Below are 25,437 nucleotides of genomic sequence, written 5' to 3'. Positions count from 1 at the left end.
GCCATGTCGACCAAGTTCATCTTCGTGACCGGCGGCGTGGTGTCGTCGCTCGGCAAGGGCGTGGCCGCCGCGTCGGTGGGCGCGCTGCTCGAGGCCCGCGGCTTCAAGGTCACGCTCATGAAGTTCGACCCGTACGTCAACGTCGACCCGGGCACCATGTCGCCCTATCAGCACGGCGAGGTCTACGTCACCGACGACGGCGCCGAGGCCGACCTCGACCTCGGCCACTACGAGCGTTTCACCCACACGATCACCAGCAAGCGCCACAACTACACGACCGGCAAGATCTACGAGTCGGTCATCGCCAAGGAGCGCCGCGGCGACTACCTCGGCAAGACCGTGCAGGTGATCCCCCACATCACCGACGAGATCAAGGACGCCATGCGGCGCGTCGGCGACGGCCAGGACGTGGTGATCGTCGAGATCGGCGGCACGGTCGGCGACATCGAATCGCTGCCGTTCCTCGAGGCGATCCGCCAGTTCCGCCTCGAAGCCGGGCGCAACAGCGCGGCGAACATCCACGTCACCCTGGTGCCCTACATCGCGGCCGCCGAAGAGCTCAAGTCGAAGCCGACCCAGCACTCGGTGCGTGAGCTGCGCGCCATCGGGATCCAGCCCGACCTGCTGCTCTGCCGGGTCGACCGCGCCCTGCCCGACGACCTGAAGCGGAAGATCGCCCTCTTCTGCAACGTCGCTCCGGAGCAGGTGATCACGGCGCGCGACGTCTCGACGATCTACGAGGTGCCGCTGCACTTCGCCCGCGAGGGGCTGGACGAGATCCTCCTCGGACTGCTCAACATGCCGCGCTACGACCGCGACATGTCGCGTTGGGAGACACTCGTCAACCGCATCAAGAGCCCGCGCCACCACGTACGCGTCGGCATCGTCGGCAAGTACGTCGAGTTGCCCGACGCCTACAAGAGCTTGAACGAGGCCCTGCTGCACGGCGGCATCGCCAACGACTGCCGGGTCGAGCTGGTCTACCTCAACGCCGAGGAGATCGAAGTCGGCACCTGGCCGCGCGAGCTTTTCGAGGTCGACGCCCTCCTGGTGCCGATCGGATTCGGCTCCCGCGGCACCGAGGGGAAGATCCGCGCCATCCGCTACGCCCGCGAGCACAAGGTGCCGTTCTTCGGCATCTGTCTCGGCATGCAGTGCCTGACCATCGAGTACGCTCGCAACGTCTGCGGCCTCAAGGAGGCGACCTCGACCGAGTTCGACCCCGAAGCCGCGACGCCGGTCATCTACAAGCTGCGCGACCTGCTCGGCGTCGAGGAGATGGGCGGCACGATGCGACTCGGGGCCTACCCTTGCCGGCTCAAGGAGGGAACCCTGGCCCGCCGGATCTATGGAGCTCCGGAGATCCGGGAGCGACACCGCCATCGCTACGAGGTCAACCAGAAGTTCCTTCAGTTGCTCGTCGATCACGGCCTCGTCGTCTCCGGAATGAGCCCCGACGGCAAGTTCGTCGAGATGGTCGAGCTCTCCGATCACCCCTGGTTCCTCGGCTGCCAGTTTCATCCCGAGTATCGTTCGAAGCCTTGGGACCCGCATCCGCTCTTCGTCTCCTACATCGGCGCGGCGCTCGCCGAGCGGCAGCGGCGGGAGGCCGCCGGCATCTCGGCGGCGACCGCGTCGCCCACCCACGAGGTCGCCCGATGACCGAGGGCTTCGCGCTCGCGCCAGGCGTCGCGGTCGGCGGCGACAGCTTTCCGGTGATCGCCGGACCCTGCCTGGCGGAGAGCGAAGAGCTGCTCCGCGCCGTCGCGCGCGAGCTGGCAGCGATCTCGCGGCGACTCGCCCTGCCGATCGTGCTCAAGGCCTCCTTCGACAAGGCGAACCGCAGCGTTGCCGGCGCCGCTCGCGGTCCCGGGCTCGAACCGGGCCTCGCCTGGCTCGCCACCGTCGGCCGCGAGACCGGTCTGCCCTTGCTCACCGACGTGCACGAGCCCTGGCAGTGCGAGAAGGCGGCGGCGGTCTGCGACGTCTTGCAGATCCCCGCCTTCCTCTGCCGCCAGACCGACCTCGTCGAGGCGGCGGCCCGCACCGGACGGGCGGTCAACGTCAAGAAGGGCCAGTTCATGGCCCCGGACGACATGCGCCGGATCTGCGACAAGGTGCGCACCGCCGGCAACGAACGCGTTTTCGTCACCGAGCGTGGCGCCTCGTTCGGCTACCACAACCTGGTCGTCGACATGCGCTCCTTCGCCCTGCTGCATCGCGACGGCATCCCCTGCGTCTACGACGTGACGCATTCGCTCCAGCTCCCCGGCGCGGCAGCCGACGGCAGCGGCGGTCAGCGCGAGTTCGCCGAACCGCTGGCCCTCGCGGCGGTGGCCGCCGGCGCCGACGGACTCTTCCTCGAGGTCCATCCCGACCCGGCGCAGGCGCTCTCCGACCGCGAAACCCAGCTTCGCCCGGAGCGGGCAGAGCGCCTGCTGGCCGCGGCCCTTGCCGTGCGACGGACGGTGCGAGCCGCGGGAGGTCCGGGGTGAGCGACCAGCGCTCGTCGCGCGCCGTCGCCGAGGAGGTCCTCCGCATCGAAGCGGCGGCGATCGTCGGCCTGCTGCCGCAGCTCGACGACTCGTTCGACCGGGCGGTGGCACTGCTCCTCGGCGCGCGCGGACGAGTCGTCTGCACGGGGATGGGAAAGAGCGGCCTGGTGCTGCAGAAGGTGGCGGCGACGCTCGCGTCGACCGGCACGCCGTCCTTCTTCCTTCACCCCGCCGAGGCGATCCACGGCGACCTCGGGATGATCGTCGAGGGCGATGTCGTCCTCGCCGCGAGCTTCTCCGGGACCACCGAAGAGTTGTTGCGCCTGGTCGAGACCGTCCAGCGGCTCGGCGTGCCGCTGGTGGCGATCACCGGCAACCGGGAGAGCCCGCTCGCCCGCCATGCCGACGCGCATCTCGCTGCGGCGATCGACAAAGAGGCCTGCCCGCTCAATCTCGCGCCGACCGCCTCGACGACCGCCACGCTCGCCCTCGGCGACGCACTCGCCATGGCGCTCATGGAGGCGCGCGGCTTCACCCCCGAGGATTTCGCCCGCCTCCATCCCGGCGGTCAGCTCGGCAAGCAGCTGCTCAAGGTTCGCCAGCTCATGCACGCCGGCGACGACCTGCCGAGCGTCAACCTCGAGACGCCGATGCGCGAGGCGATCTACGAGATGTCGCGCAAGCGGCTCGGCATCACTGGCGTCGTCGACGCCGCCGGGCGCCTCGCCGGGGTGATCTCCGACGGCGACCTGCGACGACTGCTCGAGCAGGACGAGGCCCTGCTGCGCAAGAGCGCGGGCGAGTGCATGCACACGCAGCCGCGCACCATCGACGGCGACGAGCTCGCGTCGGCTGCGCTGCGCAAGATGGAGGAGCACCGCATCACCTCGCTCTTCGTCTGCGCAGGCGACGGCCGGCTCGAGGGGGTCGTCCACCTGCACGACCTCTGGGGCCTCGAGCTCTTCTAAGTCAGGAGGCAAGGCGATGAAGACAGGCTCTCCAGGAGCGGCCGAGTTCGACATCCGTGCCGTGCGGCGCGCACAGCTGATCGACTGGCTGTTGCTCGACGTCGACGGGGTCCTGACCGACGGACGGCTCTACTACAGCGGCTCGGGCGAGGCGCTCAAGGTCTTCCACGTGCGCGACGGTCTCGGGATGCAGATCGCCCGGCGAGCCGGCGTCCGCGTGGGTCTGCTCTCCTCGCGCCGCTCGGCGGCTCTCGGTCGGCGGGCCGCCGAGCTCGACCTCGACGCGGTGATGATGGGACGCGACGACAAGCTGCGCTCCTACAACAGCTTCCTGACGGCCCATGCCACGCGCCCCGAGCGCGTCGCCTACATCGGCGACGACCTGCCCGATCTGCCGGTGATCCACCGCGCCGGGCTCTCCTTCTGTCCGGCCGATGCCGTCCCCGAGGTCCGCTCGGCGGTCGACCGGGTGCTCGGTTCGCCGGGGGGACAGGGAGCGGTACGCGAAGCGGTCGAATGGCTGCTGCGCGCTCGCGGCAGCTGGGAGTCGCTCGTCGCCCAGTGGTCCGGCGCTTCGCGCGGCGGGTGAGCGGCTTGGCCACTCCGTCTCGGACGCGTCACGCGTGGCGCGACCGCCTGTTGCTCCGCCCGCTCGCCTGGCTGCTGACCGCGTTCTTCCGCGACCTGTCGTGGGAGGAGGCGCAGGCCACCGGCGCCGGCCTGGGGCGCTTGCTCTGGCATCTCTCGCGCCGCGACCGTCGCCGGGCGCTCGATCACCTCGCGCTGGCCTTTCCCGAGCTCGACGCGAGGCGGCGCCGCGACATCGCCCGCGCGACCTTCGATCATCTCGGAACGACCCTCGCCGAGTGCCTTCACCTCGCCGACAAGGAGAGCGCCAGCGTCCTGCGGCGCGTGGCGTCGACCGGTTGGGAAGCGATCGACGAGGCCAAGCGGCAGGGCCGTCCGGTCCTCGTGGTGACCGGCCACTGCGGCAACTGGGAGCTCCTCGCCGCCTGGCTGGGCTGTCGCGGCCTGCCGCTCCATGTCGTCGCCCGGCGGCTCGAGGATCCGTATCTCGATCGCCTGCTGCTCTCCTTGCGCGCTCGCTTCGGCTCGACGACGATCCAACGCGGCGAAGCGGGATCGGCGCGCGCCCTCTTGCGTGCCGTTCGCGGCAGTGGCGGAATCGGCATGTTGATCGACCAGGACACCCGCGTCGACGGCGACTGGGTGCCGTTTTTCGGACGGCCCGCCTTCACCCCCCTCGGCGCGGCCGACCTTGCCCTGCGTTTCGACGCCGCGGTCGTCACCGCCTTCATCGAACGACAGGACGACGGCCACCATCAGGTCACCATCGAGCCGACAGGACCGTTGCCAACCGACCCGGTCGTGGCGACCGCCGCGCTCACGGCGGCGATCGAACGTCAGGTGCGACGCCGTCCCGAGCAGTGGGTCTGGTTCCACCGCCGCTGGCGGACGAAACCGCCGGCGAGCGGTCAGCTCCCCACCGCTTCCCCGTAGAATGCGCCCATGGCGTTCTGGCGCAGGAAGTTCCGACTGAGCAACGCGGCCACCAGCGGGGGTTGAGCGGGCAAGATCGGTCCGGGGGACCTGTCTTCGCTGCTCGGTCCTCTCCTCCGGGCGAACCGGATGGACGAGGTGATTGTCGGTCCCGAGACCGGCGACGATGCCGGTGTGTTCCGGCTCGACGACCGCGGGCTCGTGGCGACTGCCGACTTCATCATGCCGGTCTGCGACGACCCGCGTCGTTTCGGGCGAGTCGCTGCCGCGAATTCGCTCTCCGACGTCTGGGCGATGGGAGGTCGGCCGATCTTCGCCCTCAACCTCTGCATGATCCCGCGCTACGTCCCCGACGAGGTGACCGCGGAGATCCTTGCCGGTGCAGCCGACGTCCTGCGCGAGACCCGCACCGCGCTGCTCGGCGGCCACTCGGTGCGTGACGAGGAGCTGAAGTACGGTCTGGCGGTCGTCGGACTCGCCGATCCGTCCCGCCTGCTCACGAACGCCGGCGCCCGTCCCGGGGATCGCCTCCTGCTCACCAAGCCGCTCGGCACGGGCGTGCTGGTCAACGCCTTCAAGGCCGAGAAGATCGACGAGGCCGGTCTCGAGCCGGCGCTCGCCGGAATGGAGCGCCTCAACGACGTCGCCTCGCACTTCGCGCTCGGACACGGCGCCCATGCCGCGACCGACGTGACCGGGTTCGGACTCGCGGGCCACGCGCTGACCCTCGCTCGAGCCTCCGGTGTCGCCCTGCAGGTCGAGCACGCCGCCCTGCCGAGCTATCCGGGCTTCGCTGCCTGCGTGGCGGACGGCATCTCGACCGGCTGCACGGAGCTCAACGCCCGATTTGCCGGTGACGATCTCCTCCTCCGCAGGCCACTCGACGCCGCTGGCCGCGAGCTGTTGTTCGACCCGCAGACCTCCGGCGGGTTGTTGATCGCCGTGCCCGCCGAGCGCGCCGCCGCGCTGCTCGCCGCGCTGCTCGAATCCGGGCACCAGGCCGCGGCCGTCGGCGACGTGGTCGCCGCCGAACGTCCGACGCTCGAGATCATCTGACGACGAGGACCCGGCCGACTCGCCGGGGGCCGAGCTTGCCGCTCAGGCAGCTGCCGCTTCCGCCCGCTTGCGTTTGGCGCGCGAAACGAGCGCCGCACCGGCGATGCCCAGCAGGTAGAGCCCGATGGTCGGCACCGCGAAGAGGCAGAGGTTCACGATGTCGGAGGTCGGCGTGACGATCGCCGAGACGACGAAGATGATCAGCACCGCCCAGCGGAAGTGGCGCAACAGGAAGCGCGGTGTCACCAGACCGATCGCCGCCAGCAGGACGATGAGGATCGGCAACTCGAACATCAGGCCGAGCCCGAGGACGATCGTCATCAGGAAGCTGAAGTAGCGATCGGCGGTGATCACCGCCTGGAAGTCCTTGCCCAAGTCGAGCAGGAACTCGACGGTGAAGGGAAAGGCGATGTAGTAGGCGAACGCCCCGCCCGCCACGAAGAAGAACCAGCCGAAGAAGATGAACGGCCCGGCCCACCGTCGCTCGCTCGGATAGAGGCCGGGCGAGATGAAGAGCCAGACTTGCCAGAGGATCACCGGAAAGGCGAGAAAGGCACCGGCGAGCAGCGCCACCTTGAAATACAACATGAACGGGTCGGTGACCCCGAGGAAGGCGAGCTTGCTTCCCGGCGGCATCACGCGGTAGATCGGCGCGGCCAGGAAGCGGACGATCTCGGGGCTGTAGGCGAGCGTCGCCGCCACCCCGGCCGCCAGTGCCGCGAGCGACCAGACCAACCGGCGACGCAGCTCTTCGAGATGTTCGAGCAGGGTCATCCGCGGGAGCTCGGGAGGCGGCGCCCCCGTCGCGCGAGGCACGCGTGGCTCGAGAGTGGGCGTCATGCGGACGTGGGCGGCCTACGCCGGCGGCGTCTCCGGCGGGACGACCGCCTCCGGCGCCGCGTCGCTCGCCTCGGACTCGACCGGCGCTGCCGGCGGAGCCGCAGCAGGCTCGGGCGACGTGCTCGCTGTCGGGACGGACGGCTCGGCGGCGACCGTCGTCTCGGTGGCGAGCGGGCGGCGGGGAGACACCGGCGGGATCGAGGACGGCAACCGCCGGTCGTCGTCCACGGAGAGGATCTCGGTGTCGATCGTCCGCTTGAGGTCGTTGGTCGCCCGCCGAAACTCGGACAGTCCCTTGCCCAGCGTCTTCCCGATCTCCGGCAACCGCTTGGGCCCGAAGATCAAGAGGGCGAGGACCATGATGAAGAGCAGCTCTGGTAGTCCGATCGATCCGAGCATGGCAGTCCGCCGCGAATCATCGGCTCGCGCGGGAGGGAAGTCAAGGAGCGACAGGGCCGATGGTAGACTCCGCGCCATGCGCAAGCCCTGGCGCCGCGCCGCCCTCGTCCTTTTCGTCGTCGCTCTCGTCGGGGGCGGACTGTTCGGCAATCGCCTGCTGGCAATGAGCGACGAGGTCCGGCAGCGGCTGCGCCTCTACACCGAGCTGGTCACGGTCGCCAAGAGCAGCTTCGGCGCCGAGGTGAGCCATCGCGACCTGGCCTTCGCCTCGATCCAGGGGATGCTCCGTCCCCTCGATCCGCACACCAACTTCCTGACTCCGGTCGCCTACTCCTCGATGCGCGAGCGGCAGCAGGGCAGTTTCTACGGGCTCGGCATCCTGGTCGGCGTGCGCAACGGCCAGCTCACCGTGATCTCGCCCATCGAGGGGACCCCGGCGTCCCGGCTCGGCATTCGTGCCGGCGACGTGATCAGCACGATCAACGGCGAGCCGACCGAGCCACTGTCGCTCGACGAGGCGGTCCAGAAGCTCAAGGGACCCAAAGGAACCCAGGTCCGGATCGCCATCGTCCGGCGCGGACTCACCGAGCCGCTCGAGTTCACGGTGACCCGGGCCGAGATCCCCCAGACCACCGTCCGCTACGCCTACATGATCGCTCCGGGGACCGGCTACCTGTCGATCAGCGATTTTTCGCGCTCGACCGGTGGCGAGGTGACGCGCGCTCTCGCGCAGTTGCGCCAGCAGGGAATGAAACGACTGCTGCTCGACCTGCGCAACAACGGCGGCGGGCTGCTCGACCAGGCGATCGAAGTCGCCGATCAGTTCCTGCCGCCGGGGGCCAAGATCGTCGAGACCCGCGGGCGCACCCGCGACGCCTTCCAGAGCTGGAACGCCGGCGCCGACCATCCCGATCTCGGCGTTCCGCTGATCGTCCTCGTCAACACCGGGACGGCGTCCGCCGCCGAGATCCTGTCCGGAGCGATCCAGGACCATGACGTCGGCCTGGTCATCGGCACCACGACCTGGGGCAAGGGGCTCGTGCAGACGGTCTACAACCTCTCGTACGGCGCCGGCATCGCCCTGACCACTGCCAAGTACTACACCCCCTCCGGCCGTCTGATCCAGCGCGATTACAGCTCGTACTGGGACTACTACACACGTTCCGAAGAGGCCGACGAAGCGACCGGGACCTCCGCCGAACACCTGCCGAAGCCGGTAGCACCCGCCGAGGAGTTCAGCACCGACCTCGGTCGCAAGGTGTACGGCGGCGGCGGCATCACGCCCGACCTGGTGGTCGAGCCCACGGAGCTTCCCGAGTACGCCCAGTTCCTGCTGGCGCACAACGCCTTCTTCAATTTCGCCATCGAGCTCCAGGGCAGGCGGCCGGTCCCGTCCCGCGACTGGCGCCCCGAGGCCGCCCTCCTCGACGAGTTCCAGCGCTGGGTCGTCGAGCAGAAGGTGGACTCGGCCGAGGACGTCGCACACGGCCTCGCCGACGAGGCAACGCGCGCCGCGGCGCTCCGCCAACTGCGCGCCGACGTCCTGAGCTCCGCATTCGGGCTCGAGGCAGCGCACGCCGCGCTCGCCGAAGGCGACGCGCAGGTGCAAACCGCCCTGCGTCAGTTCGACCGGGCTGCCGAGCTGCTGGCCCGGCGCGAAGCGATCGGCCGCCCCGGAGCGACGTCCCGCACCGCCTCCGTGCGCTGAGCCGAGCCCCGCGGCTTCTCGAAGCCCGGGCACGCAACCCGCATCTCGAGACCTCGCGGCAGCGCTCGCCCGGGACTCGCACGCTGGCGCTGACCCTGGCCCCTTCGCCAGCTCGGAACAGGCCGCCTTCCTCTCGACGCAGCGCGTGCGCACGCGACGCCGAGCGGCCGCCGCGACCTCGCCGTTTCGACGCGGGCTCGCCCATCGAGGGGCACGGAGCCACCTCGACCCGGGGCCGCTCGGCCCGACGCCTCGGGTCAACCCCGTTCGATCCAAGAGTACGGCGCGCCCGCGACAGCGACGTTCCCCGGAAAAACGAAAGGGCCGGGACCCGAAGGGCCCGGCCCGAATCGCGAATGCTCTTGACCTGCGTCGGCGCAGGTCGCGGACGTCAGTGCCCGCCGCCTCCGCCGAAGTAGGAGTCGGTGAGGAAGGTCACCTCACCGATCACCGTGTCGGCGCCGAGCTCGTCGCGCGCCACGACTTGGAGGGTGTGGACGCCGTCCGCGTAGCGCGTGGCATCCCAGGTGAACGACCAGCCGCCTGCCGGCGTATCGGGATAGCCCGGGTAGTAGAGGTTCAGCCCGGGGTAGACGAGCCCGTAAGTGGCGTCGCCCAGCTCGAGTCCGTCGACGAAGATCCGCACCCGGTCGATCCCTTGCCAATCGAGCGCCCAACCGGTGAAGGTGACCGCCGAACCGCCGTAGATGCCGTTGGGCACCGGGAACGAGATCCCGCCCACCGAGCCTTCGGCGCCCACCGCGTAGTCGCAAAGGAAGACCACCGGGATCTCGGCGATGTTCGCCACCTGCCCCGAGTAGTCGCCGACGCGCACGGTCAGCTCGTGGAAGCCCTGGTCGAAGCCGAGGGCGACGAGCACGCCGATATCGAGGACGAATCGGTAGCCGCTGTTGAAAGCGTTGGGGATCGACGGGTACCGGGTCTTGATCTCGGGACGCGGCAGGCCGAAGAAGTTCGACCAGCCGCCGGTCGCGTCGCTGTAGAAGGAGTCGGTCACCGTGTTGGCGTAGACCGCACCGTTGATCAGCAGCTCGACCCACTTCACTCCCGTGTCGCCGAGCTCGATGCCGGTGTCGAGGGCGTATCCGGTGACCACACTGTAGCGGCGGACCGGGTCGCTCAGGTCGCAGTTGCCGAACATCTGCGCCGACGAATGGGGGAAGTCGATCGCCCCGAACGGCACCAGCGTGTGCGTGGTGTTGGTGAAGAGAATCGAGTACTGCTGGCCGTAGGTCACGCGCTCGCCCGACTTGCTCACCATCACGGCGGTGATCGTGTGCATGCCGTTGAGCCACAGCGCCGAGTTGAGCTCGAAGCCGAAACCGGCAGTCGGCGAGTCCGGGTAACCGGGATACATCGCCTGCACGTCCGGCCGCGCGAAGCCGTAGTAGGCGGTGCCGGCCGGCTGACCATCGACCCAGATCTCGACCCGGGCGATGCCACCGTCGTCGAGCGCCCATCCGTGCAGCGGCAGGAACCCGCCACCCGCGTTGGCGCCGCCGATGATGCCTCCGAAGTGACCGAACGGAGCGGCGGCGAGCCCCGGAGCGGCGAGGGCGAAGAGCCCTGCGAGCAACAGCGTCCACGTCTTACGCGTCATCGTGCTCTCCTTCGGCCGCACTGCGGTGTCGCGCGCGATCGCAGAGAGACAGGCGTTCCGCCATACCCCCGCCGCAGGCGACGACCTCGTTGGCTCGAGCGACGTCCGTCACTTGGCACAAAGTGTACGCCCCCCGAATGCGCAAGTCAAACGTCGACAACAGATAAGCCCTTCACATGAGAGGCGGCGAGGTCCGGCAGGGCGGCGACGTCGTAGCCGCCCTCGAGCACCGAGACGACCCGGCCGTCGCAACACTCGGCCGCCAGGCTCGCCAGCCGGCGGCTCCAGTCGAAAAAGCCCTGCTCCGTCACCCGCATTCCCCCGAGCGGGTCCCCCTGCCAGGCGTCGAAGCCCGCCGACAGCAGGAGCAGTTGCGGCCGGAAGCGCGCCAGCGCGGGCAGGATCTCGCGCTCGATCGCTTCGTCGTAGGCCGCATCGCCGCAACCCGCCGACATCGGCACGTTGAGGGTCGCCCCGACGCCACCAGCTCGGCCCTGCTCGCTTCGTGCACCGGTGCCCGGATAGAAGGGGAACTGATGAACGCTCGCGTAGAAGACGTCGCCGCGCTCCTCGAAGAGATGCTGGGTTCCGTTTCCGTGGTGCACGTCGAAATCGAATATCGCCACGCGTTCGAGCCCGTGACCCCGGATCGCGCGTTCGGCCGCCACCGCCACGTTGCCGAAGAAGCAGAAGCCCATCGCGCGATCGCGTTCGGCGTGGTGCCCCGGGGGGCGAACCGCCGCGAACGCCTTGCGGCCCGGCGCCGCCACCACCCAGTCGAGTGCGGCGACCGTCGCGCCGACGGCCGCCCAGGCCGCCTTCCAGGTCCCTGGAGAGAGCGGATTGTCGGCCGAATCGAGCAGGCCGTCTCCGCGCTCGCAGGCGCGTTCGAAGCGCCGCACGTAGCGTTCGTCGTGGACCGCGAGGACGGCCTCTTCGAGGCCCGCGGGGCGGTCGCTTCGCCGCTCGCGCCAGGCGGGCTCCGCCAGCCGGTCGAGAACGGCGGAGAGTCGTTCCGGCACCTCCGGATAGCCGTGCGGGCCGCGGTGTTCGAGGCAGTCGACGTCGTGAAAGAGCCGGACCATCGCGCCATGATAGTCGGCGATCGGTCGTCACGCTCCCCCTCAGCGCTCCGGCGGCTGTAGTCCGAGCGCCGTCATGCGCCGCCGGACCCGGTGGACGAGCGAGTCGACGGCCCCGGCGGAGGTCCGACCACGCGAGCGCGCGGCAATTTCACGCGAGGTGAGCCCACCGAGCAGCGCGAGCTCGACCGCATGGCGATTGCGCCGGCTGGTCCGCGGGCCGAGGAGATCGTGCAGTCGCCGGCGCGCCGTCTCGCGGCGCTCCCGCCGCAACAGTCGCGCCTCCGGACCCGGGGTGAGATCGGCGAGGTCGTAGCCGCCCAGTCCCAGCAGCACGGCCCGACGTTTCTGCGCCCGCCGGTAGCGCAGGCGGTCGACCACGACGCTGCGCGCCACGGCCGCAAGGTAGGCCGCAGCCTCGGAGCGACTCTCGCCGCGAAACGCGGTGAGGAGCCGCCCCTCGGCGGCGAGCAGGCGGCACCAGAGCTCCTGCATCAACTCGTCGACGTCGTCGTCGCCGGGGTTTGTCGCCCGTTCGACGGCCGCAGCGCGGCGCACGACGCTGCCGATCCACGGACCGAACTCGGCAACCAGCGTCTCCCAAGCAGCCGACTCGCCGCGGGCACAACGGGTGAACAGATTCGACAGGGGTGACTTGTTCATTCGCTCCTCCTTCTCGCGTTGGCGGGAAAGCGGAACGAACGGCCGGGCGGCCGGGAACGTCAGCCTCGCGAGTCTATCGCACTCACCCGAGGAAAGGAGCCGCCGCCGAAAGCTCCAGTCCCTGACGGCGAGCCCGCGAGGCGAGATCGCGCCACGCCGTCGAGGCGCGGGAGAGGATCGTCTCCAGGTGGAGACGGGTCAGCACTCCGTCGCGCACCAGCAGCTCGCCCTCGACGGCGACGTGGCGCACCGCGCCTGCCCCGGCACCGAAGACGACGACATCGTGCGGGTCCGCTTCGGGAGCCGACCAGAGCTCCGGATGGCCGGGACGGAGAACCAGCAGGTCGGCCCGCTTACCCACTTCGAGCGAGCCGACCTCCCGATCGAGCCCCAGCGCCTTGGCCCCTTCGGAGGTAACGAGCCGCAGGGCGTCGACTCCGGTGAGCTCCCGCGGCCCATGACGCGGGCGCTGCAACAGGGCGGCGAGACGCGCTTCGGCGAGGGCGTCGAGCCGGTTGCTGCAGGCCGCGCCGTCACAGCCGAGACCGACCGGCACGCCGCGCCGGCGGATCTCGACGACGTCGGCGATGCCCGAGGCGAGCTTGAGGTTCGAGCTCGGACAGTGAACGACACTCACCCGCCTCCGGGCGATTCTCGACAGGTGCGACCCCTCGAGCCAGACGCCGTGCGCCAGCCGGAGATCGAGGTCGAGAAGCCCTTCGTCGTCGAAGTAATCGATCTCGTCGCGCCCGGCCTTGAGGGCGCGGACGGCGGCCCCCTCCTCGCGCTGCTCGAGCGCATGGGTGTGCACCGGCCAACCGCGCCGGGCGGCCACCTCGCGCAACCCGCGCCAAAGGGCATCGGAGCAGGAGAGGATGAAACGGGGGTTCAGCACCGGTCGTACCCGCCCGCCGGTCGCCCGCTCGAGCCGTTCGCCGAGGCGGATCGCGTCGTCGAGGGCGCGCGCTGTCTCCTGGCAGAGCGCGTCGGGAAGTCCGTCGCCGACGTCCATCAGGCAGAGCCCGGCGAAACCTCGCAACCCGGAGTCGGCGATCGCCGCGAGCAGGCCCGCGGCCCCGGGGCCGATTCCGATGTCCTGGACCGTCGTCGTGCCGGTGAGCAGACACTCGGCTGCGCCGAGCAGGCCGCACCAGTAAGCCGACTCGTCGTCGTGCGCCGCCTCGAGCGGCCAGATGCGCTCGCGCAACCAGGCGAGCAGACGCCGCTCCTCGGCGAGGCCACGGAAGAAGGTCTGCCCGAGGTGGACGTGCCCCTGGACCAGACCCGGGAGCACCCAGTGACCGGCGAGGGCGAGCGTCTCGCCATAGCCTTCCGGGTCGATCCGTGGTGCCATCTCGACGATCCGGCCGCCGCGAACGCCGAGATCCCAACCCGGCAGCACCCGCGCCGGTTCGTCGAGGCACAACAACGTCGCCCCCTGGAAGAGCAGGGAGCCCGATGACTCGGCGATCACGGGAGAGGTCACGGGAGGCGGAGTGCGGCAGAATCCGCCGGAGAATCGGAGGGGCGGGCCATTCGGCCCGCCGCGCTCAGCGGAGCTTCTCTTCGACGAACTCGACGTGCTTGCGAACGACCGGATCGTACTTCTTCATCTTGATCTTCTCGGTCGTCGTCTTCTTGTTCTTCGTCGTGGTGTAGAAGTAGCCGGTTCCGGCCGAGGAGACGAGCTTGATGTTGTCGCGCATGATGCCTTCCCTACTCTGAGATTAGGCTCGAGGTCGATCTCGAGCATCCCTCGCCGTCGCCCGGTGCTGACGCTGACCGATCCTGCGCCTCACCGGCACATTCGGCCGGCGGCGAGGAGGGACCAGCGGGCAAGCGGCGCGATCGAAGTTGGCGGGGCCGACGGGACTCGAACCCGCGACCTCCGGCGTGACAGGCCGGCGTTCTAACCAACTGAACTACGACCCCGACTTCGAGTCGTCCGCTTGCAGGGGAGCTCGCCTGGTGGGAGGTGAGGGATTCGAACCCACGGCCCCCTGCGTGTAAGGCAGGTGCTCCACCACTGAGCTAACCTCCCTGCCCTCCAAGCCGGGCGACTATAGGCCACGGCACGACTCAAGTCAACGGTCTCGCACTCGCGCGCGGCGGTGCGACGCTGGACAAGCCGGGCGCCTGCGAGAAGAATGGGCTACCGGATCGACTCGCGATCGCAGGTGACGGATGCCCCGCGCTATGGCGGATGCCAACCCGAGCCACAACCCGCAGGAGAGACACCGATGCACGAACTACCCAAGCTGCCTTACGCCTTCGACGCACTCGAGCCGCACCTCGATGCTCGCACGATGGAGATTCACCACGACAAGCACCATCAGGCCTATGTCGACAACTTGAACAAGGCCCTCGCCTCCGCTCCGGAGCTCGCCGGCAAGAGCGTCGACGACCTGATGCGCGGCTTCGACGCAGTGCCCGAGGCCATTCGCGGCGCCGTGCGCAATCACGGGGGCGGCCATGCGAATCACAGCCTCTTCTGGGAAGTCATGGGTCCCGATGGCGGCGGCGCGCCGACCGGCGAGTTGGCAGCGGCGATCGACAAGGCGTTCGGCACCTTCACTGCCCTGCAGGAGAAGCTGACCAACGCGGCGGCCGGCCAGTTCGGCTCGGGCTGGGGCTGGCTGGTGGTGAGCGGAGGGAACCTCGAGGTGATCGCGCGTCCCAACCAGGACAGTCCCTTGGCCGAAGGCAAGACGCCGATTCTCGGCGTCGACGTCTGGGAGCACGCCTACTACCTCAAGTACCAGAACCGGCGTGCTGACTACCTCAAGGCTTGGTGGAACGTCGTGCGCTGGAGCGCCGTCGCCGATCGCTACCGCGCGGCCCGCGGCTGATCCTCCGGGGTGAGGTCGCGGCTCGCACCGCAGGACCGCGACCTTGCCCCCCTCCTTCGTTTATACTTCGTCGTCTTGCGGCGTGGCCGCGCTTCGGCGGTGTAGCTCAGTGGTTAGAGCGAGCGGCTCATAACCGCTAGGTCAAGGGTTCGAGTCCCTTCACCGCCACCATGATCCCCGCGTCGTCCCGAGTCCTTTCCGAGCTCGACACCGCGCTCGCCGGGTGCGCCCTCGCCGCTCCGGGCGCCCGGCTGCTCGTCTCCTTCTCCGGCGGCCCCGACTCTCTCGCGCTGCTCGCCGGGCTCGCTCACCTCGCCCCGACCCGGCGCGTCGAGATCGTCGCCTTTCATCTCGATCACGCTCTCGACTCCGGTTCGTGCGCTCGCGCCGAGCGCGCCGGTCGACTCGCCGCGACCCTCGACGTCGACTGCACGATCCGCCGCCGGTCGGTCGCCGACGAACGGCGCGGCGGCGAGAGCCTCGAGCAGGCGGCGCGGAGGGTCCGCTATGCCGAGCTCGCTGCTTGCCGGGTGGCGAGCGGCGCGTCGCTCGCGGTCACCGCTCATCATCTCGACGACCAGGTCGAGACGCTGCTGCTGCGATGGCTGGCCGGATCGCACTGGCCCGGGCTGGCCGGCATCGCGCCGCTCCAGGGGCAGATCCTGCGGCCGCTTCTCCGGCTGCGCCGCCGCGAGCTTCGCGCCGCCCTCGCCGAGTGGACCGGGCCGTCGGGCGACCTCGAACCGATCGACGATCCGTCGAATGCCGACCGCCGGCTGGCGCGCAATCGCATCCGCCTGCTCCTGCTTCCCCACCTCGTGGCCAGCGAGCCGGACTTGGTCGAGGCGGCGTCGCACCTCGCCGCCACCGCCTGGCGCGCGCGCGGCGCGCTCGCCCGTCATCTCGCACCGGCTCTGGAGCCGGAGGGCGTCCCCCTCGACTGGTGGCTTTCCCTGCCGGAGCCGGTGCAGCGCGAGGCGCTGCGCCTTGTTGCCGATCGCGGCGCGGGCGGTCCGGGGCTCCGCTCGACGGTGTGGTCCGAGATCCGACGGCAGGCCGCTCGCGGCGCCGGCTCGCGCTGGTCCTGCGACGCCGGCGAAGGTCGTCGTTTCGTGGCCGCGCGAGGGCGCCTGCGGCTCGAAGGAGGACCGGAATCGCCTCGGGAGTTCTCGTATACTGTCGCTGTGCCCGGATTTGTCGAGATTCCGGAAGTGAAGGGTCGCCTCCGAATCCGGCCGGTCGAGCCCGGCGAGAGCCTGACGCCCCGGCGTTCGCCCGGCCTGAGCTCGACCCCTCTTCGTGTCGCCGCCGAAACGGTGCCACCGTCCGCCGCGTGGTCGGTCCGCAGCCGTCGGCCCGGCGATCGCTTGCGCCCGGAGGGGGCCCCCGGACGGCGCAAGCTCAAGGATCTTCTGATCGACCGCAAAATCCCTCGCGCCGAGCGCGACCACTTGCCGCTCCTCTGCCGTGGCACGGAGGTCGTCTGGGTGCCCGGGGTGAGCGTGGCCGCAGGCTGGCGTCCCCGTCCGGGCGAACCGGCGTGGATCGCAGAATGGGAGAGGTCATGAGCGAGCCCCCGATCCGGGTCGTCGCCGACGCCCGAACGCTTGCCGACCGCGTGCGCGACGTGGCGCGCGAGATCCAGGAGAGCCTGCGCGAGCAGGACCCTCTCCTGCTGGGGATCCTCTGGGGATCCGAGGTGTTCCTCGCCGATCTCATCCGAGCGCTCGACTTTCCGGTTCGCTACGAGTTCCTCCGCGTCGAGTACGCGACCGACGGCGACTCGCCGGAGAACGTGATGGCGATCCACTTCCCGATCCCGGTGGACGTCCGGGACCAGCACGTCGTCGTAGTGAAGGGTGTGGTGGCGAGCGGCGTGACCGAGAGTTACCTCGGCGCCCAGCTTCGCGACCGCGGCGCGGCGAGCGTCCGGTTCGTGGCCCTGGCAGACCTCGCCGACGAACGCAAGACCTATTTTGCCCCCGACTTCCGGGCGTTCATGCTGCACCGCGCCGGACGGCTGGTCGGATATGGACTGAAAGGGGACGACGGACGCCTGGGTAGCCTGCCGTACCTCGGCGAGATTGCGCGCGACTAGCGCGGCCCCGTCCCTCACCCGACTCGAGGCACGAGAACGTTGAATTCGACACTTCGCACCCTGATCCTCTGGATGGTCATCTTCGTGGTGGTCATCGTTCTCTGGAACACCTTCCAGGCCGGGCGGGCGAGCCGGCAGGAGCTCACGTACAACGAGTTCCGCGAACAGGTCGGCAAGAAGCAGGTTGCCGAGGCCATCCTGCGCGGCACGCGGGTGAGCGGGACCTTCAAGGGCGGCGCCGAGCACGCCGAGGGGACCGAGTTCAACACCGAGCTCCCCTTCGTACCCACCCCCGATTTCATCGGCGAGCTGGTCGCCGCCGGCGTGCAGGTGCGCGCCGAGCAGCCGAAGGAGAACCCGCTGCTCACCATCCTCGTGGGCTGGGCCCCGGTGCTGCTGCTCGTCGGGCTGTGGATCTTTTTTATGCGCCAGATGCAGTCCGGCGGCAACAAGGCGATGTCGTTCGGCAAGAGCAAGGCCAAGCTCCTCTCGGCCAGCTCGAAGAAGGTGACGTTCAAGGACGTCGCCGGGGTCGAGGAGGCGAAGGAGGAGCTGCAGGAGATCGTCGAGTTCCTCAAGGACCCGCAGAAGTTCCAGAAGCTCGGCGGCAAGATCCCGAAGGGTGTGCTGCTCATGGGCCCGCCGGGAACCGGCAAGACGCTCCTCGCGCGCGCCATCGCCGGCGAGGCCAACGTCCCGTTCTTCTCCATCTCCGGCTCCGACTTCGTCGAGATGTTCGTCGGTGTCGGCGCCAGCCGCGTGCGCGACCTCTTCGAACAGGGCAAGAAGAACGCCCCGTGTATCGTCTTCATCGACGAGATCGACGCCGTCGGCCGCCATCGCGGCGCCGGCCTCGGCGGCGGACACGACGAGCGTGAACAGACGCTCAACCAGTTGCTCGTCGAGATGGACGGCTTCGAGACGAACGAGGGCGTGATCCTCATCTCGGCCACCAACCGCCCCGACGTGCTCGACCCGGCACTGCTCCGTCCCGGCCGTTTCGACCGCCGCGTGGTGGTCGACCGGCCCGACCTCAACGGCCGCATCGGCATCCTCAAGGTCCACACCAAGACGACGCCGCTGGCCGAGGACGTCGATCTCGACACGATCGCTCGCGGCACCCCCGGATTTGCCGGCGCCGACCTCGCCAACCTGGTCAACGAGGCGGCGCTGATCGCGGCGCGGCGCAACAAGAAGCGGATCGAGATGGCCGACTTCGAGTTCGCCAAGGACAAGATCGTCATGGGCACCGAGCGCAAGACGCTCGTCCTGACCGAGGACGAGAAGCGCGTCACCGCCTTCCACGAGGCCGGGCACGCCCTGGTCGCCGCCTTCCTTCCCGGGCACGACCCGGTGCACAAGGTGACGATCATCCCGCGCGGCCGGGCGCTCGGCGTGACGATGCAACTGCCGACCGAGGACAAGTACACCTACTCGCGCGGACACGTGACGAATCAGATCGCCATTCTCATGGGCGGTCGCGTCGCCGAGGAGCTCACCCAGAAGGACATCACCACCGGGGCGGGCAACGACATCGAGCGCGCCACGGCGCTGGCCAAGCGCATGGTCTGCGAATGGGGGATGTCGCAGCTCGGCCCGCTCGCCTTCGGCGGCGGCGAAGAGCCGGTGTTCCTCGGTCGCGACTTCGCGCAGCGCTCCGACTACAGCGACGACACCGCCCTGCGCATCGACCGCGAGGTACAACGAATCGTCCAGGAGGGCTACGAGAGCGCCAAGCGGATCCTCGCCGAGCGGCGCGCCATTCTCGACCGCCTCTCCGAGGCGTTGCTCGAGAAGGAGTCGATCGACGGCGAGACGGTCTACCGGATGATCGAGGAGATGACCGGCCTCAAGCTCGAGCCGCCGCGCCCGGTGCGCGAGGCCAAGCCCCCGGGCCCGGCAGAGCCGACCCTCCAGGCCGACGGCGGAGCTCCCCCGCTCCCCGCCGCGGCGCCTCCGGGTGACGCCCTCCCGGCGACGCGCGACGTCAGCGCCACGATCTGAGCCGGAGCGCTCCGGCTGCTAAACTTGCGGTCCGGCGCCCCGACCCGGCACCGGACCGCCTGATGCCTTTGCCGCTCGCGCCCGCGATCCGTCCCACGTACACCCTCGCCCTCGCCGGAGGGCGTCGGCTCGAGCTCGTGGCCGGTGCGCCCCGACTCCTCGGGGTGGTCAACATCACACCCGACTCGTTCAGCGACGGTGGCCGGTTCTTCGAGCCGGGCCGCGCCGTCGACCACGGACTGCAGTTGCTCGACGAAGGGGCCGACCTCCTCGATCTGGGGGCCGAGTCGACACGCCCCGGAGGCGCCGTCTACGGCGCCGGGGCACCCGCCGTGCCGGTCGACGAGGAGCTCCGGCGCTTGCTGCCCGTGCTCACCCGGCTGCGCGCCGCCACCGCCGCGCCCATCTCGGTCGACACCCGCAAGGCGGCGGTCGCCGAGCGCGCGCTCGCGGCCGGAGCCGACCTGATCAACGACATCGGCGCCCTGCGCGATCCGGCGATGCGCTCGCTCGTCGCCGCCGCCGGCTGTCCGGCGATCCTCATGCACGCGCGGGGCGAGCTCGCCGACATGCAGCGAGCCCCCTCCTACGGCGACGTCGCCGCCGAAGTCCGGGACGAGCTCGCCGCGGCGGTCGCCGCCGCCGAGTCCGCCGGCGTCGCACGGTCGCAATTGCTGGTCGATCCGGGCCTCGGCTTCGCCAAGAACGCCGAGCAGAGCCTGCAGCTCCTTGCCGAGCTCGAGCGTCTCGCCGAGCTCGATCTTCCCCTGGTGCTCGGAGCGAGCCGGAAGAGCTTTCTCGGCCAGCTCACCGGTGCCGCGGTCGACCGCCGCCTCGCCGGCAGCCTCGCCGCGGCTGCCTGGGGCGCCGCCCGCGGTGCGGCGATCGTGCGCGTGCACGACGTCGCCGAGACGCGTCAGCTCCTGACGGTCTGGCAGGAGCTCGACCGGCGGAGGTCGGGACGATGAGCGCCGGGCTGCTCGGGCTGCTCGACCTGCTGTCGTGGAAGGACCTGCTCGACGTCGCCGTCGTGACGCTTCTCTACTACAACCTCCTCTTGCTGATCCGCGGCACGCGGGCCGTGCAGATGCTGCTCGGCATCCTGACGATCGCCGTCCTCTTCTTCGTCGCGCGACTGGCCAACCTGGTCACGCTCGAAGCGTTGATGGACAACTTCCTGATCTTCCTGCCGTTCGCCGTGATCGTGCTTTTCCAACACGAGATCCGCCGGGCGCTCGCGCGATTCGGGCGCAATCCGCTGCTCTCGCGCAGCTCGCGACCGCACATCGAGGCAACCATCGACGAGATCGTGCTCGCCTGCTCGGCGATGGCGGCGCGCAAGATCGGCGCGTTGCTCGTCGTCGAGCGGCAGGAGGGGCTGCGCAACTACGCCGAGAGCGGCATCCGACTCGACGCACGACTCTCCTTCGACCTGCTCGTCAACCTGTTCACTCCCGGGACGCCGCTGCACGACGGCGCGGCGATCATCCAGGGCGACCGCATCGCCTCGGCGGCCTGTTTCCTGCCGTTGTCGAGCAGCCACGAGCTGACCAAGGACTTCGGCACCCGCCATCGCGCGGCCGTGGGGATCAGCGAGGAGACCGACGCCCTCGCCGTGGTGGTCTCCGAGGAGTCCGGCCGGATCTCGCTCGCCGTCGGCGGCCAGCTCTTGCGGGACCTCGACGCCGCGGCCTTGCGCCGCGAGCTCGGCGAACGGCTCGCCGTCGACCCGCACCGTCACGCCAAGGGGGTCGCGTGAGCGAGCGCGCACGGATCTGGGGACTGCGTCTGCTGGCGCTGGCCCTGGCGCTGGCGACCTGGTACTTCGCCTCGCTCGAGAAGCGCGAGCGGCCGAGCGAGCGGGTGGTCGACGCGACGGTCACCTATCTTCCCCCGCGCGGCCTGATCATCCTCGACCCGATCCAGACGGTGAAGGTCCGTCTGCGCGGGAGCGACCGGAAGATCCGCTCCCTCAGCCCGTTCCTCATCGACGTGGTGATCGACCTGCAGAGCGCGCAAACCGGCAACGTCGACTTCCACCTCGGCGAGGAGAACGTGCTGCGTCCCGACGACGTCGAAGTGGTCTCGATCGAACCCAACTCGGTCCGTCTGCAGCTCGACCGGGAGGGCACCCGGCTCTTGCCGGTCCAGGTCCGGCTCACCGGTGAGGCGGCGGCCGGGGCCGTGCCGACCGGGCCGCCCGTCGCCGATCCCGAGACCGTGCTGGTCAGCGGCCCCGAGTCGCGGCTGCGCACGCTCGTCTCCGTCGGCACCGTGCCGGTGAGCCTCGACGGACATGCTTTCGACTTCGTGGAGACCGCCATGGTTCTCGCCCCCGACCCGCTGGTCAAGATCGTCCAACCCGCGGCGGTGACCGCCCGCGTCACGCTGCAGCGGCCGGAGGATCAGCCGATCCCCGAGCCGACTCCTCGCCGGAGGCGCGAGTGAGCGGTCGTCGCCTGTTCGGCACCGACGGCATCCGGGCACGCTTCGGCGAAGGGCCGCTCGTCGAGGAGACGGTGCGCCGCATCGGCGAGCAGCTCGCCCGCTTCCTCGACGACGGCTTCGACCGCCCGCATGTCGTGGTCGGCGGCGACACGCGAGAGAGCACCGCGACGCTCCTCGCCTGGCTCGGCGACGGCCTGCTCTCCGGGGGCGCCATTCCGGTCGCCGTCGGCGTCCTGCCTACCCCGGCGCTGGCGTTCCTCGTCCGGCGCGAAGCGGCGGCGGCGGCGGTCGTCGTGTCGGCCAGCCACAATCCGGCCGAGGACAACGGCATCAAGCTGATCGACAACCACGGCTTCAAGTGGGCCACGGCGGCCGAGGCGGCGTTCGAGAGCTGGCTCGAGCATCCACGGCCACGCCCCCTGTCGTCCGTCTCTCACTCGCTCGACCGCACCGGCGAGGCTCGTGCGGCTTACCTCGAGTTCCTCACCCACTCCCGGGAGGAGAAGCAGCCGCTCGCCGGGCTGCGCGTCGCTCTCGACGCGGCGCACGGCGCCGCGTCCGACCTCGCCGGCGAGGTGTTCGCCTCGCTCGGCGCCGACGTCGACCTGCACTTCGCCGCCCCGGACGGACGCAACATCAACGCCGGCTGCGGCTCGACGCATCCCGAGGCGCTCTGTGCTCTGGTGCGCGCCGGTCGCTTCGACCTCGGGTTCGCCTTCGACGGCGACGCCGACCGTGCCCTGCTCGTCGATGAGCGGGGCGAGCTGCGCGACGGCGATGCGATGCTCTTCCTCTGGGCCTCGGCCCTGGCCGAAGCCGGCACCCTGTCGCCGGCGGCGATCGTCGCCACGAGCATGAGCAACCTCGGGCTCGAACGCGCCCTCGCCGGTCGCGGGGTCACGGTGTTGCGCTGCGACGTCGGCGACCGCGAGGTGGTGGCGATGCTGCAGCGCGAAGGGCTGCGGTTGGGCGGCGAGCAGTCCGGGCACCTGCTCGATCTGCGGCGCTCGACCACCGGCGACGGCCTGCTCACCGCGGTGGCGATCGCCCGCTTGGCGCGACGCGCCGAGCGCCCGGTCTCCGAGCTGCTCTCCGGATTCGTGCGCTACCCGCAGCTGCTGCGCAACGTGCGCGTCACGCGGAAGCTTCCGTTTGCCGAGATCCCCCAGGTCGCCCGCGCGATGCGCCACGCCGAGCAGACGCTGGGCGACGACGGGCGCCTGCTGTTGCGCTACAGCGGCACCGAGCCGCTCGCCCGCATCATGCTCGAAGGTCCGGACGAAGGCGTCATCGGCTCGCTCGCCGACGATCTGGCGAGCGCCCTCGCCGGCGCACTCGGCTGAGCCGCCCTCAGCGGCGAGCGGCTGCGGCCCGACTCGCCGCACGGGCCGCAGCGAACTCGCTGCCCGGCTTCCATTCGGGAACCGCCTCGCTGTCGGCGAGTGAGTGACCGACGGCGAAGAGCAGGCGCGCGTCCTCGACCGTCCCCGCGAGATCCCAGTCGGCCTTCACCTCGTCGCTCGGCTGGTGGTAGTCCTCGGCCAGGTAGCGCTCGCGCCGGCTCCTGGCGAAGTCGTCGGGCTGGCCGAGATACTCGGCGCCGGGGAGCAGGAAGTGGAGCGCCGGGACGCCGCGCTTGGCCAGCTCGAAGTGGTCGGAGCGGTAGAAGTAGCCCTTCTCCGGCTCCGGATCGGCAAGGACGACCCGCCCCTGTCGCGCCGCCTCGGCCGCCAGCAATTCGTCGAGGGTCGACATCCCCTGGGCGATCGAGACGATACCGCGGGCCCTCCCCCAGACGTTCATCATGTCCATGTTCAGGTCGGCGACCGTCGCGGCAACGGGCCAGAAGGGATGGGCTGCATAGTGGGCCGCGCCGAGGAGCCCCGACTCCTCCCCGGTGGGCGCGAAGAAGAGCACCGACCGCCGCGGCGGCTGCGGCAGGCGGGTGAAGGCCTCGGCGATGCCGAGCAGCGTCGCCAGGCCGGAGCCGTTGTCCAGCGCTCCGTTGACGATGTCGTCCCCCGCCCGGCCCGGCTTGTGCCCCAGGTGATCCCAGTGAGCGCTGAAGACCACGACCTCGTCGCGACCGCGCCGGTCGCGTCCCTCGAGCCGCGCCACGACGTTGTGCGACACGAAGCGGCGCAGGCGGTTGTGGACGACGAACGACGCCGTGGCGGCGAGCGGCACCGGCCGGAAATCGCGCGAGACCGCGGCGGACTTCAACGCCTCGAAGCTCTTGCCGCAGGCGGCGAGCAGCTCGCGCGTGCGCTCGAGGGTCAGCCAGGACTCCACCGCCGCGTGGGCCGCGAGCGCCTCCGGGGCGTCGAGCCCGTAGCCCTCGCCGGTCCAGCTCCCGCGCACCACGCTCCAGCCGTAGCCGGCCGGCCCCGCTTCGTGGACGAGGATCACGGCAGCGGCACCCAGGCGTGCGGCGATCTCGTACTTGTAGGTCCAACGGCCGTAGTAGGTCATCGCCCGACCCTTGAAGCTCGCCGGATCGAGCCGGGACGGATCGGCCGGGTCGGGAACCGGCGGATCGCCCACCAGCATCAGCAGCGTCTTGCCGCGCAGGTCGACCCCCTTGATGTCGTCCCAGCCGAGCTCCGGGGCGACGACGCCGTAGCCGACAAAGACGATCGGCGAGTCGCGCACCTCGGCGGCGGGCGTGCCGCGGCGAGACACGGCGACGTAGTCGTCCGCGAAGGCCAGCTCGAAGGTGCGATCTCCAGCCCGCAGGCGTGCCTGGGCCTGGGCGGTGAAGGCGATCATCGGCACATCCTGGACGTAGCGACCGTCGGGGTTTCCAGGCGCGAGACCCATGGCCCTGAAGCGCTCGACGAGATAGGCGACAGCGCGCTCCTCGCCCGCCGTCCCGGGGCCACGCCCCTCCATCCCATCCGCCGAGAGAGCGCGGAGGTCGCGCCACAGCCCGTCGGTGGTGATCGCCGCCGCCGCGGCGTCGAGCGGCCGACCGGACGCCACCGTCTGGCCCCAGGCACCGGTGAAGGCAGAAGTCAACCCGACCGAGAGAGCTGCTAAGGCAGAGCGAAAGGACATGGAGGGTCTCCTCGGATAACGGGCGCCAGCCACCGATGATACCGGTGCGCGCCGTGCTTCCCGCGGCGTCGCCGCCTTCCGGTGCTTGACGGACCCGACGCGCCTGCCGATGATCGTGGGGTCATGGCCAAGCTCCCCGAGACTGTCGCTGCCTTCCTGCAGGGCCGCCGTTTCGCCGTCGCCGGCGTGTCCCGCGACGGGAACCTCCCGTCGAACCACATCCTGCGCAAGCTCCGCGCTTGCGGCTACGACGCGGTGCCGGTCAACCCGAATACCGACGACCTCGCCGGCGAGCGCTGCTACCGCGATCTCGCGTCGATCCCGGGGACGATCGACGGCCTGGTGATCGCCGCCCCGCCTGCGGTCGCCGCCGACCTCGTGCGCCAGGCTGCCGCGCGGAACGTGCGGCAGATCTGGTTCCACCGCTCGTTCGGCGACGGCAGCGTCTCGCCCGAGGCGCTCGCCGAGTGTGCCCGCCTCGGCATCGAGCCGGTGGTCGGCGGCTGTCCGATGATGTTCTGCCAGCCGGTCGATCTCGCCCACCGCTGCATGCGCTGGTGGCTGGCGCTATCGCACCGCGTTCCGACCTGAACGGCCGGCCGGGAGCGCGGAGCGCGTCCCGAGGCGG

The 25,437-nt window shown here is 70.3% G+C and carries 24 protein-coding genes and 3 tRNA genes; 17 read left to right on the top strand and 10 right to left on the bottom strand.

From position 1 onward, the window contains the following. Positions 1–3: 3 nt before the first annotated feature. The 6 genes from IPJ17_12555 to selD all read left to right on the top strand — a co-directional run bounded on the left by IPJ17_12555 (position 4) and on the right by selD (position 6,040). Positions 4–1,662 carry a CTP synthase gene (locus IPJ17_12555; GenBank protein QQR72348.1) on the top strand — a complete coding sequence of 553 codons (1,659 nt, stop codon included), beginning with the start codon at positions 4–6 and terminating at the stop codon, positions 1,660–1,662. Beyond that, the gene (gene kdsA / locus IPJ17_12550) at positions 1,659–2,495 is read left to right on the top strand and encodes a 3-deoxy-8-phosphooctulonate synthase (GenBank protein ID QQR72347.1); all 837 of its coding nucleotides are present in this window, start codon (positions 1,659–1,661) and stop codon (positions 2,493–2,495) included. The genes IPJ17_12555 and kdsA overlap by 4 nt, the downstream gene beginning before the upstream one ends. After that, positions 2,492–3,463: a KpsF/GutQ family sugar-phosphate isomerase gene (locus IPJ17_12545; GenBank protein QQR72346.1), complete on the top strand. Its 972-nt coding sequence runs from the start codon at positions 2,492–2,494 to the stop codon at positions 3,461–3,463. The genes kdsA and IPJ17_12545 overlap by 4 nt, the downstream gene beginning before the upstream one ends. A 16-nt stretch (positions 3,464–3,479) precedes the next feature. Beyond that, the gene (locus IPJ17_12540; GenBank protein QQR72345.1) at positions 3,480–4,052 is read left to right on the top strand and encodes an HAD hydrolase family protein; all 573 of its coding nucleotides are present in this window, start codon (positions 3,480–3,482) and stop codon (positions 4,050–4,052) included. Between the two features lie 5 nt (positions 4,053–4,057). After that, on the top strand, positions 4,058–4,984 hold the full coding sequence (locus tag IPJ17_12535) for a lysophospholipid acyltransferase family protein (GenBank protein QQR72344.1): 927 nt from the start codon (positions 4,058–4,060) through the stop codon (positions 4,982–4,984). 75 nt (positions 4,985–5,059) lie between these two features. After that, positions 5,060–6,040 carry a selenide, water dikinase SelD gene (gene selD / locus IPJ17_12530; GenBank protein QQR76158.1) on the top strand — a complete coding sequence of 327 codons (981 nt, stop codon included), beginning with the start codon at positions 5,060–5,062 and terminating at the stop codon, positions 6,038–6,040. Positions 6,041–6,082: 42 nt separating this feature from the next. Here the strand turns inward: selD and tatC are convergent, their stop codons facing one another. Beyond that, positions 6,083–6,814, bottom strand: coding sequence for a twin-arginine translocase subunit TatC (tatC, locus tag IPJ17_12525; GenBank protein QQR72343.1), 732 nt, complete (start codon positions 6,812–6,814; stop codon positions 6,083–6,085). An 81-nt stretch (positions 6,815–6,895) separates the two neighbouring features. Next, positions 6,896–7,279, bottom strand: coding sequence for a twin-arginine translocase TatA/TatE family subunit (gene tatA, locus IPJ17_12520; protein QQR72342.1), 384 nt, complete (start codon positions 7,277–7,279; stop codon positions 6,896–6,898). A 76-nt stretch (positions 7,280–7,355) separates the two neighbouring features. Between tatA and IPJ17_12515 the strand changes: the two genes are divergently transcribed. Further along, a complete protein-coding gene (locus IPJ17_12515) occupies positions 7,356–8,987 on the top strand; it encodes a S41 family peptidase (protein ID QQR72341.1) in 1,632 nt (543 codons plus the stop codon). 391 nt (positions 8,988–9,378) lie between these two features. Here IPJ17_12515 and IPJ17_12510 read toward each other — a convergent pair whose 3' ends face one another. The 7 genes from IPJ17_12510 to IPJ17_12480 form a co-directional block, all read right to left on the bottom strand. After that, positions 9,379–10,608 (bottom strand): hypothetical protein, encoded by a 1,230-nt coding sequence (locus tag IPJ17_12510; protein ID QQR72340.1) that lies wholly within the window; start codon positions 10,606–10,608, stop codon positions 9,379–9,381. Between the two features lie 146 nt (positions 10,609–10,754). Then, positions 10,755–11,693 carry a histone deacetylase gene (locus IPJ17_12505; protein QQR72339.1) on the bottom strand — a complete coding sequence of 313 codons (939 nt, stop codon included), beginning with the start codon at positions 11,691–11,693 and terminating at the stop codon, positions 10,755–10,757. Positions 11,694–11,732: 39 nt separating this feature from the next. Next, entirely contained in the window at positions 11,733–12,353 is a 621-nt protein-coding gene (locus tag IPJ17_12500) for a hypothetical protein (protein ID QQR72338.1), read from the bottom strand. A gap of 82 nt (positions 12,354–12,435) precedes the next feature. Then, positions 12,436–13,827 carry an amidohydrolase family protein gene (locus IPJ17_12495; GenBank protein QQR72337.1) on the bottom strand — a complete coding sequence of 464 codons (1,392 nt, stop codon included), beginning with the start codon at positions 13,825–13,827 and terminating at the stop codon, positions 12,436–12,438. Between the two features lie 76 nt (positions 13,828–13,903). Further along, positions 13,904–14,059, bottom strand: coding sequence for a 50S ribosomal protein L33 (gene rpmG, locus IPJ17_12490; protein QQR72336.1), 156 nt, complete (start codon positions 14,057–14,059; stop codon positions 13,904–13,906). A 149-nt stretch (positions 14,060–14,208) separates the two neighbouring features. Next, a tRNA-Asp gene (locus tag IPJ17_12485) sits at positions 14,209–14,285 on the bottom strand. A 34-nt stretch (positions 14,286–14,319) separates the two neighbouring features. After that, positions 14,320–14,394, bottom strand: a tRNA-Val gene (locus IPJ17_12480). Positions 14,395–14,593: 199 nt separating this feature from the next. Here IPJ17_12480 and IPJ17_12475 point away from each other — a divergent pair. From IPJ17_12475 to glmM, 9 genes are all read left to right on the top strand, one after another. Beyond that, positions 14,594–15,202 carry a superoxide dismutase gene (locus IPJ17_12475; GenBank protein ID QQR72335.1) on the top strand — a complete coding sequence of 203 codons (609 nt, stop codon included), beginning with the start codon at positions 14,594–14,596 and terminating at the stop codon, positions 15,200–15,202. A 95-nt stretch (positions 15,203–15,297) separates the two neighbouring features. After that, a tRNA-Met gene (locus IPJ17_12470) sits at positions 15,298–15,373 on the top strand. After that, positions 15,373–16,770, top strand: coding sequence for a tRNA lysidine(34) synthetase TilS (gene tilS / locus IPJ17_12465; GenBank protein QQR72334.1), 1,398 nt, complete (start codon positions 15,373–15,375; stop codon positions 16,768–16,770). Before IPJ17_12470 ends, tilS begins: the two co-directional genes overlap by 1 nt. Beyond that, entirely contained in the window at positions 16,767–17,300 is a 534-nt protein-coding gene (locus tag IPJ17_12460; protein QQR72333.1) for a hypothetical protein, read from the top strand. Before tilS ends, IPJ17_12460 begins: the two co-directional genes overlap by 4 nt. A 72-nt stretch (positions 17,301–17,372) precedes the next feature. Next, positions 17,373–19,304 carry an ATP-dependent zinc metalloprotease FtsH gene (gene ftsH / locus IPJ17_12455; GenBank protein QQR76157.1) on the top strand — a complete coding sequence of 644 codons (1,932 nt, stop codon included), beginning with the start codon at positions 17,373–17,375 and terminating at the stop codon, positions 19,302–19,304. A 62-nt stretch (positions 19,305–19,366) separates the two neighbouring features. Next, positions 19,367–20,272: a dihydropteroate synthase gene (folP, locus tag IPJ17_12450; protein QQR72332.1), complete on the top strand. Its 906-nt coding sequence runs from the start codon at positions 19,367–19,369 to the stop codon at positions 20,270–20,272. Continuing rightward, the gene (locus IPJ17_12445; protein ID QQR72331.1) at positions 20,269–21,063 is read left to right on the top strand and encodes a TIGR00159 family protein; all 795 of its coding nucleotides are present in this window, start codon (positions 20,269–20,271) and stop codon (positions 21,061–21,063) included. The genes folP and IPJ17_12445 overlap by 4 nt, the downstream gene beginning before the upstream one ends. Next, positions 21,060–21,752, top strand: a complete 693-nt coding sequence (locus tag IPJ17_12440) for a hypothetical protein (protein ID QQR72330.1) — start codon at positions 21,060–21,062, stop codon at positions 21,750–21,752. Before IPJ17_12445 ends, IPJ17_12440 begins: the two co-directional genes overlap by 4 nt. Continuing rightward, complete coding sequence (gene glmM, locus IPJ17_12435; protein ID QQR72329.1) at positions 21,749–23,095, top strand: phosphoglucosamine mutase; 1,347 nt, start codon at positions 21,749–21,751, stop codon at positions 23,093–23,095. The genes IPJ17_12440 and glmM overlap by 4 nt, the downstream gene beginning before the upstream one ends. A gap of 7 nt (positions 23,096–23,102) precedes the next feature. On the opposite strand, the gene IPJ17_12430 is transcribed toward glmM, so the two are convergent. Beyond that, positions 23,103–24,809, bottom strand: coding sequence for a M28 family peptidase (locus tag IPJ17_12430; protein QQR72328.1), 1,707 nt, complete (start codon positions 24,807–24,809; stop codon positions 23,103–23,105). A 123-nt stretch (positions 24,810–24,932) separates the two neighbouring features. Between IPJ17_12430 and IPJ17_12425 the strand changes: the two genes are divergently transcribed. Continuing rightward, on the top strand, positions 24,933–25,400 hold the full coding sequence (locus IPJ17_12425) for a CoA-binding protein (GenBank protein QQR72327.1): 468 nt from the start codon (positions 24,933–24,935) through the stop codon (positions 25,398–25,400). Positions 25,401–25,437 lie beyond the last annotated feature (37 nt).

The sequence above is a fragment of the Holophagales bacterium genome, from assembly GCA_016699405.1.
GTDB lineage: Bacteria > Acidobacteriota > Thermoanaerobaculia > Multivoradales > JAGPDF01 > JAAYLR01.
This window is presented reverse-complemented; position numbering and strand designations above follow the sequence as displayed.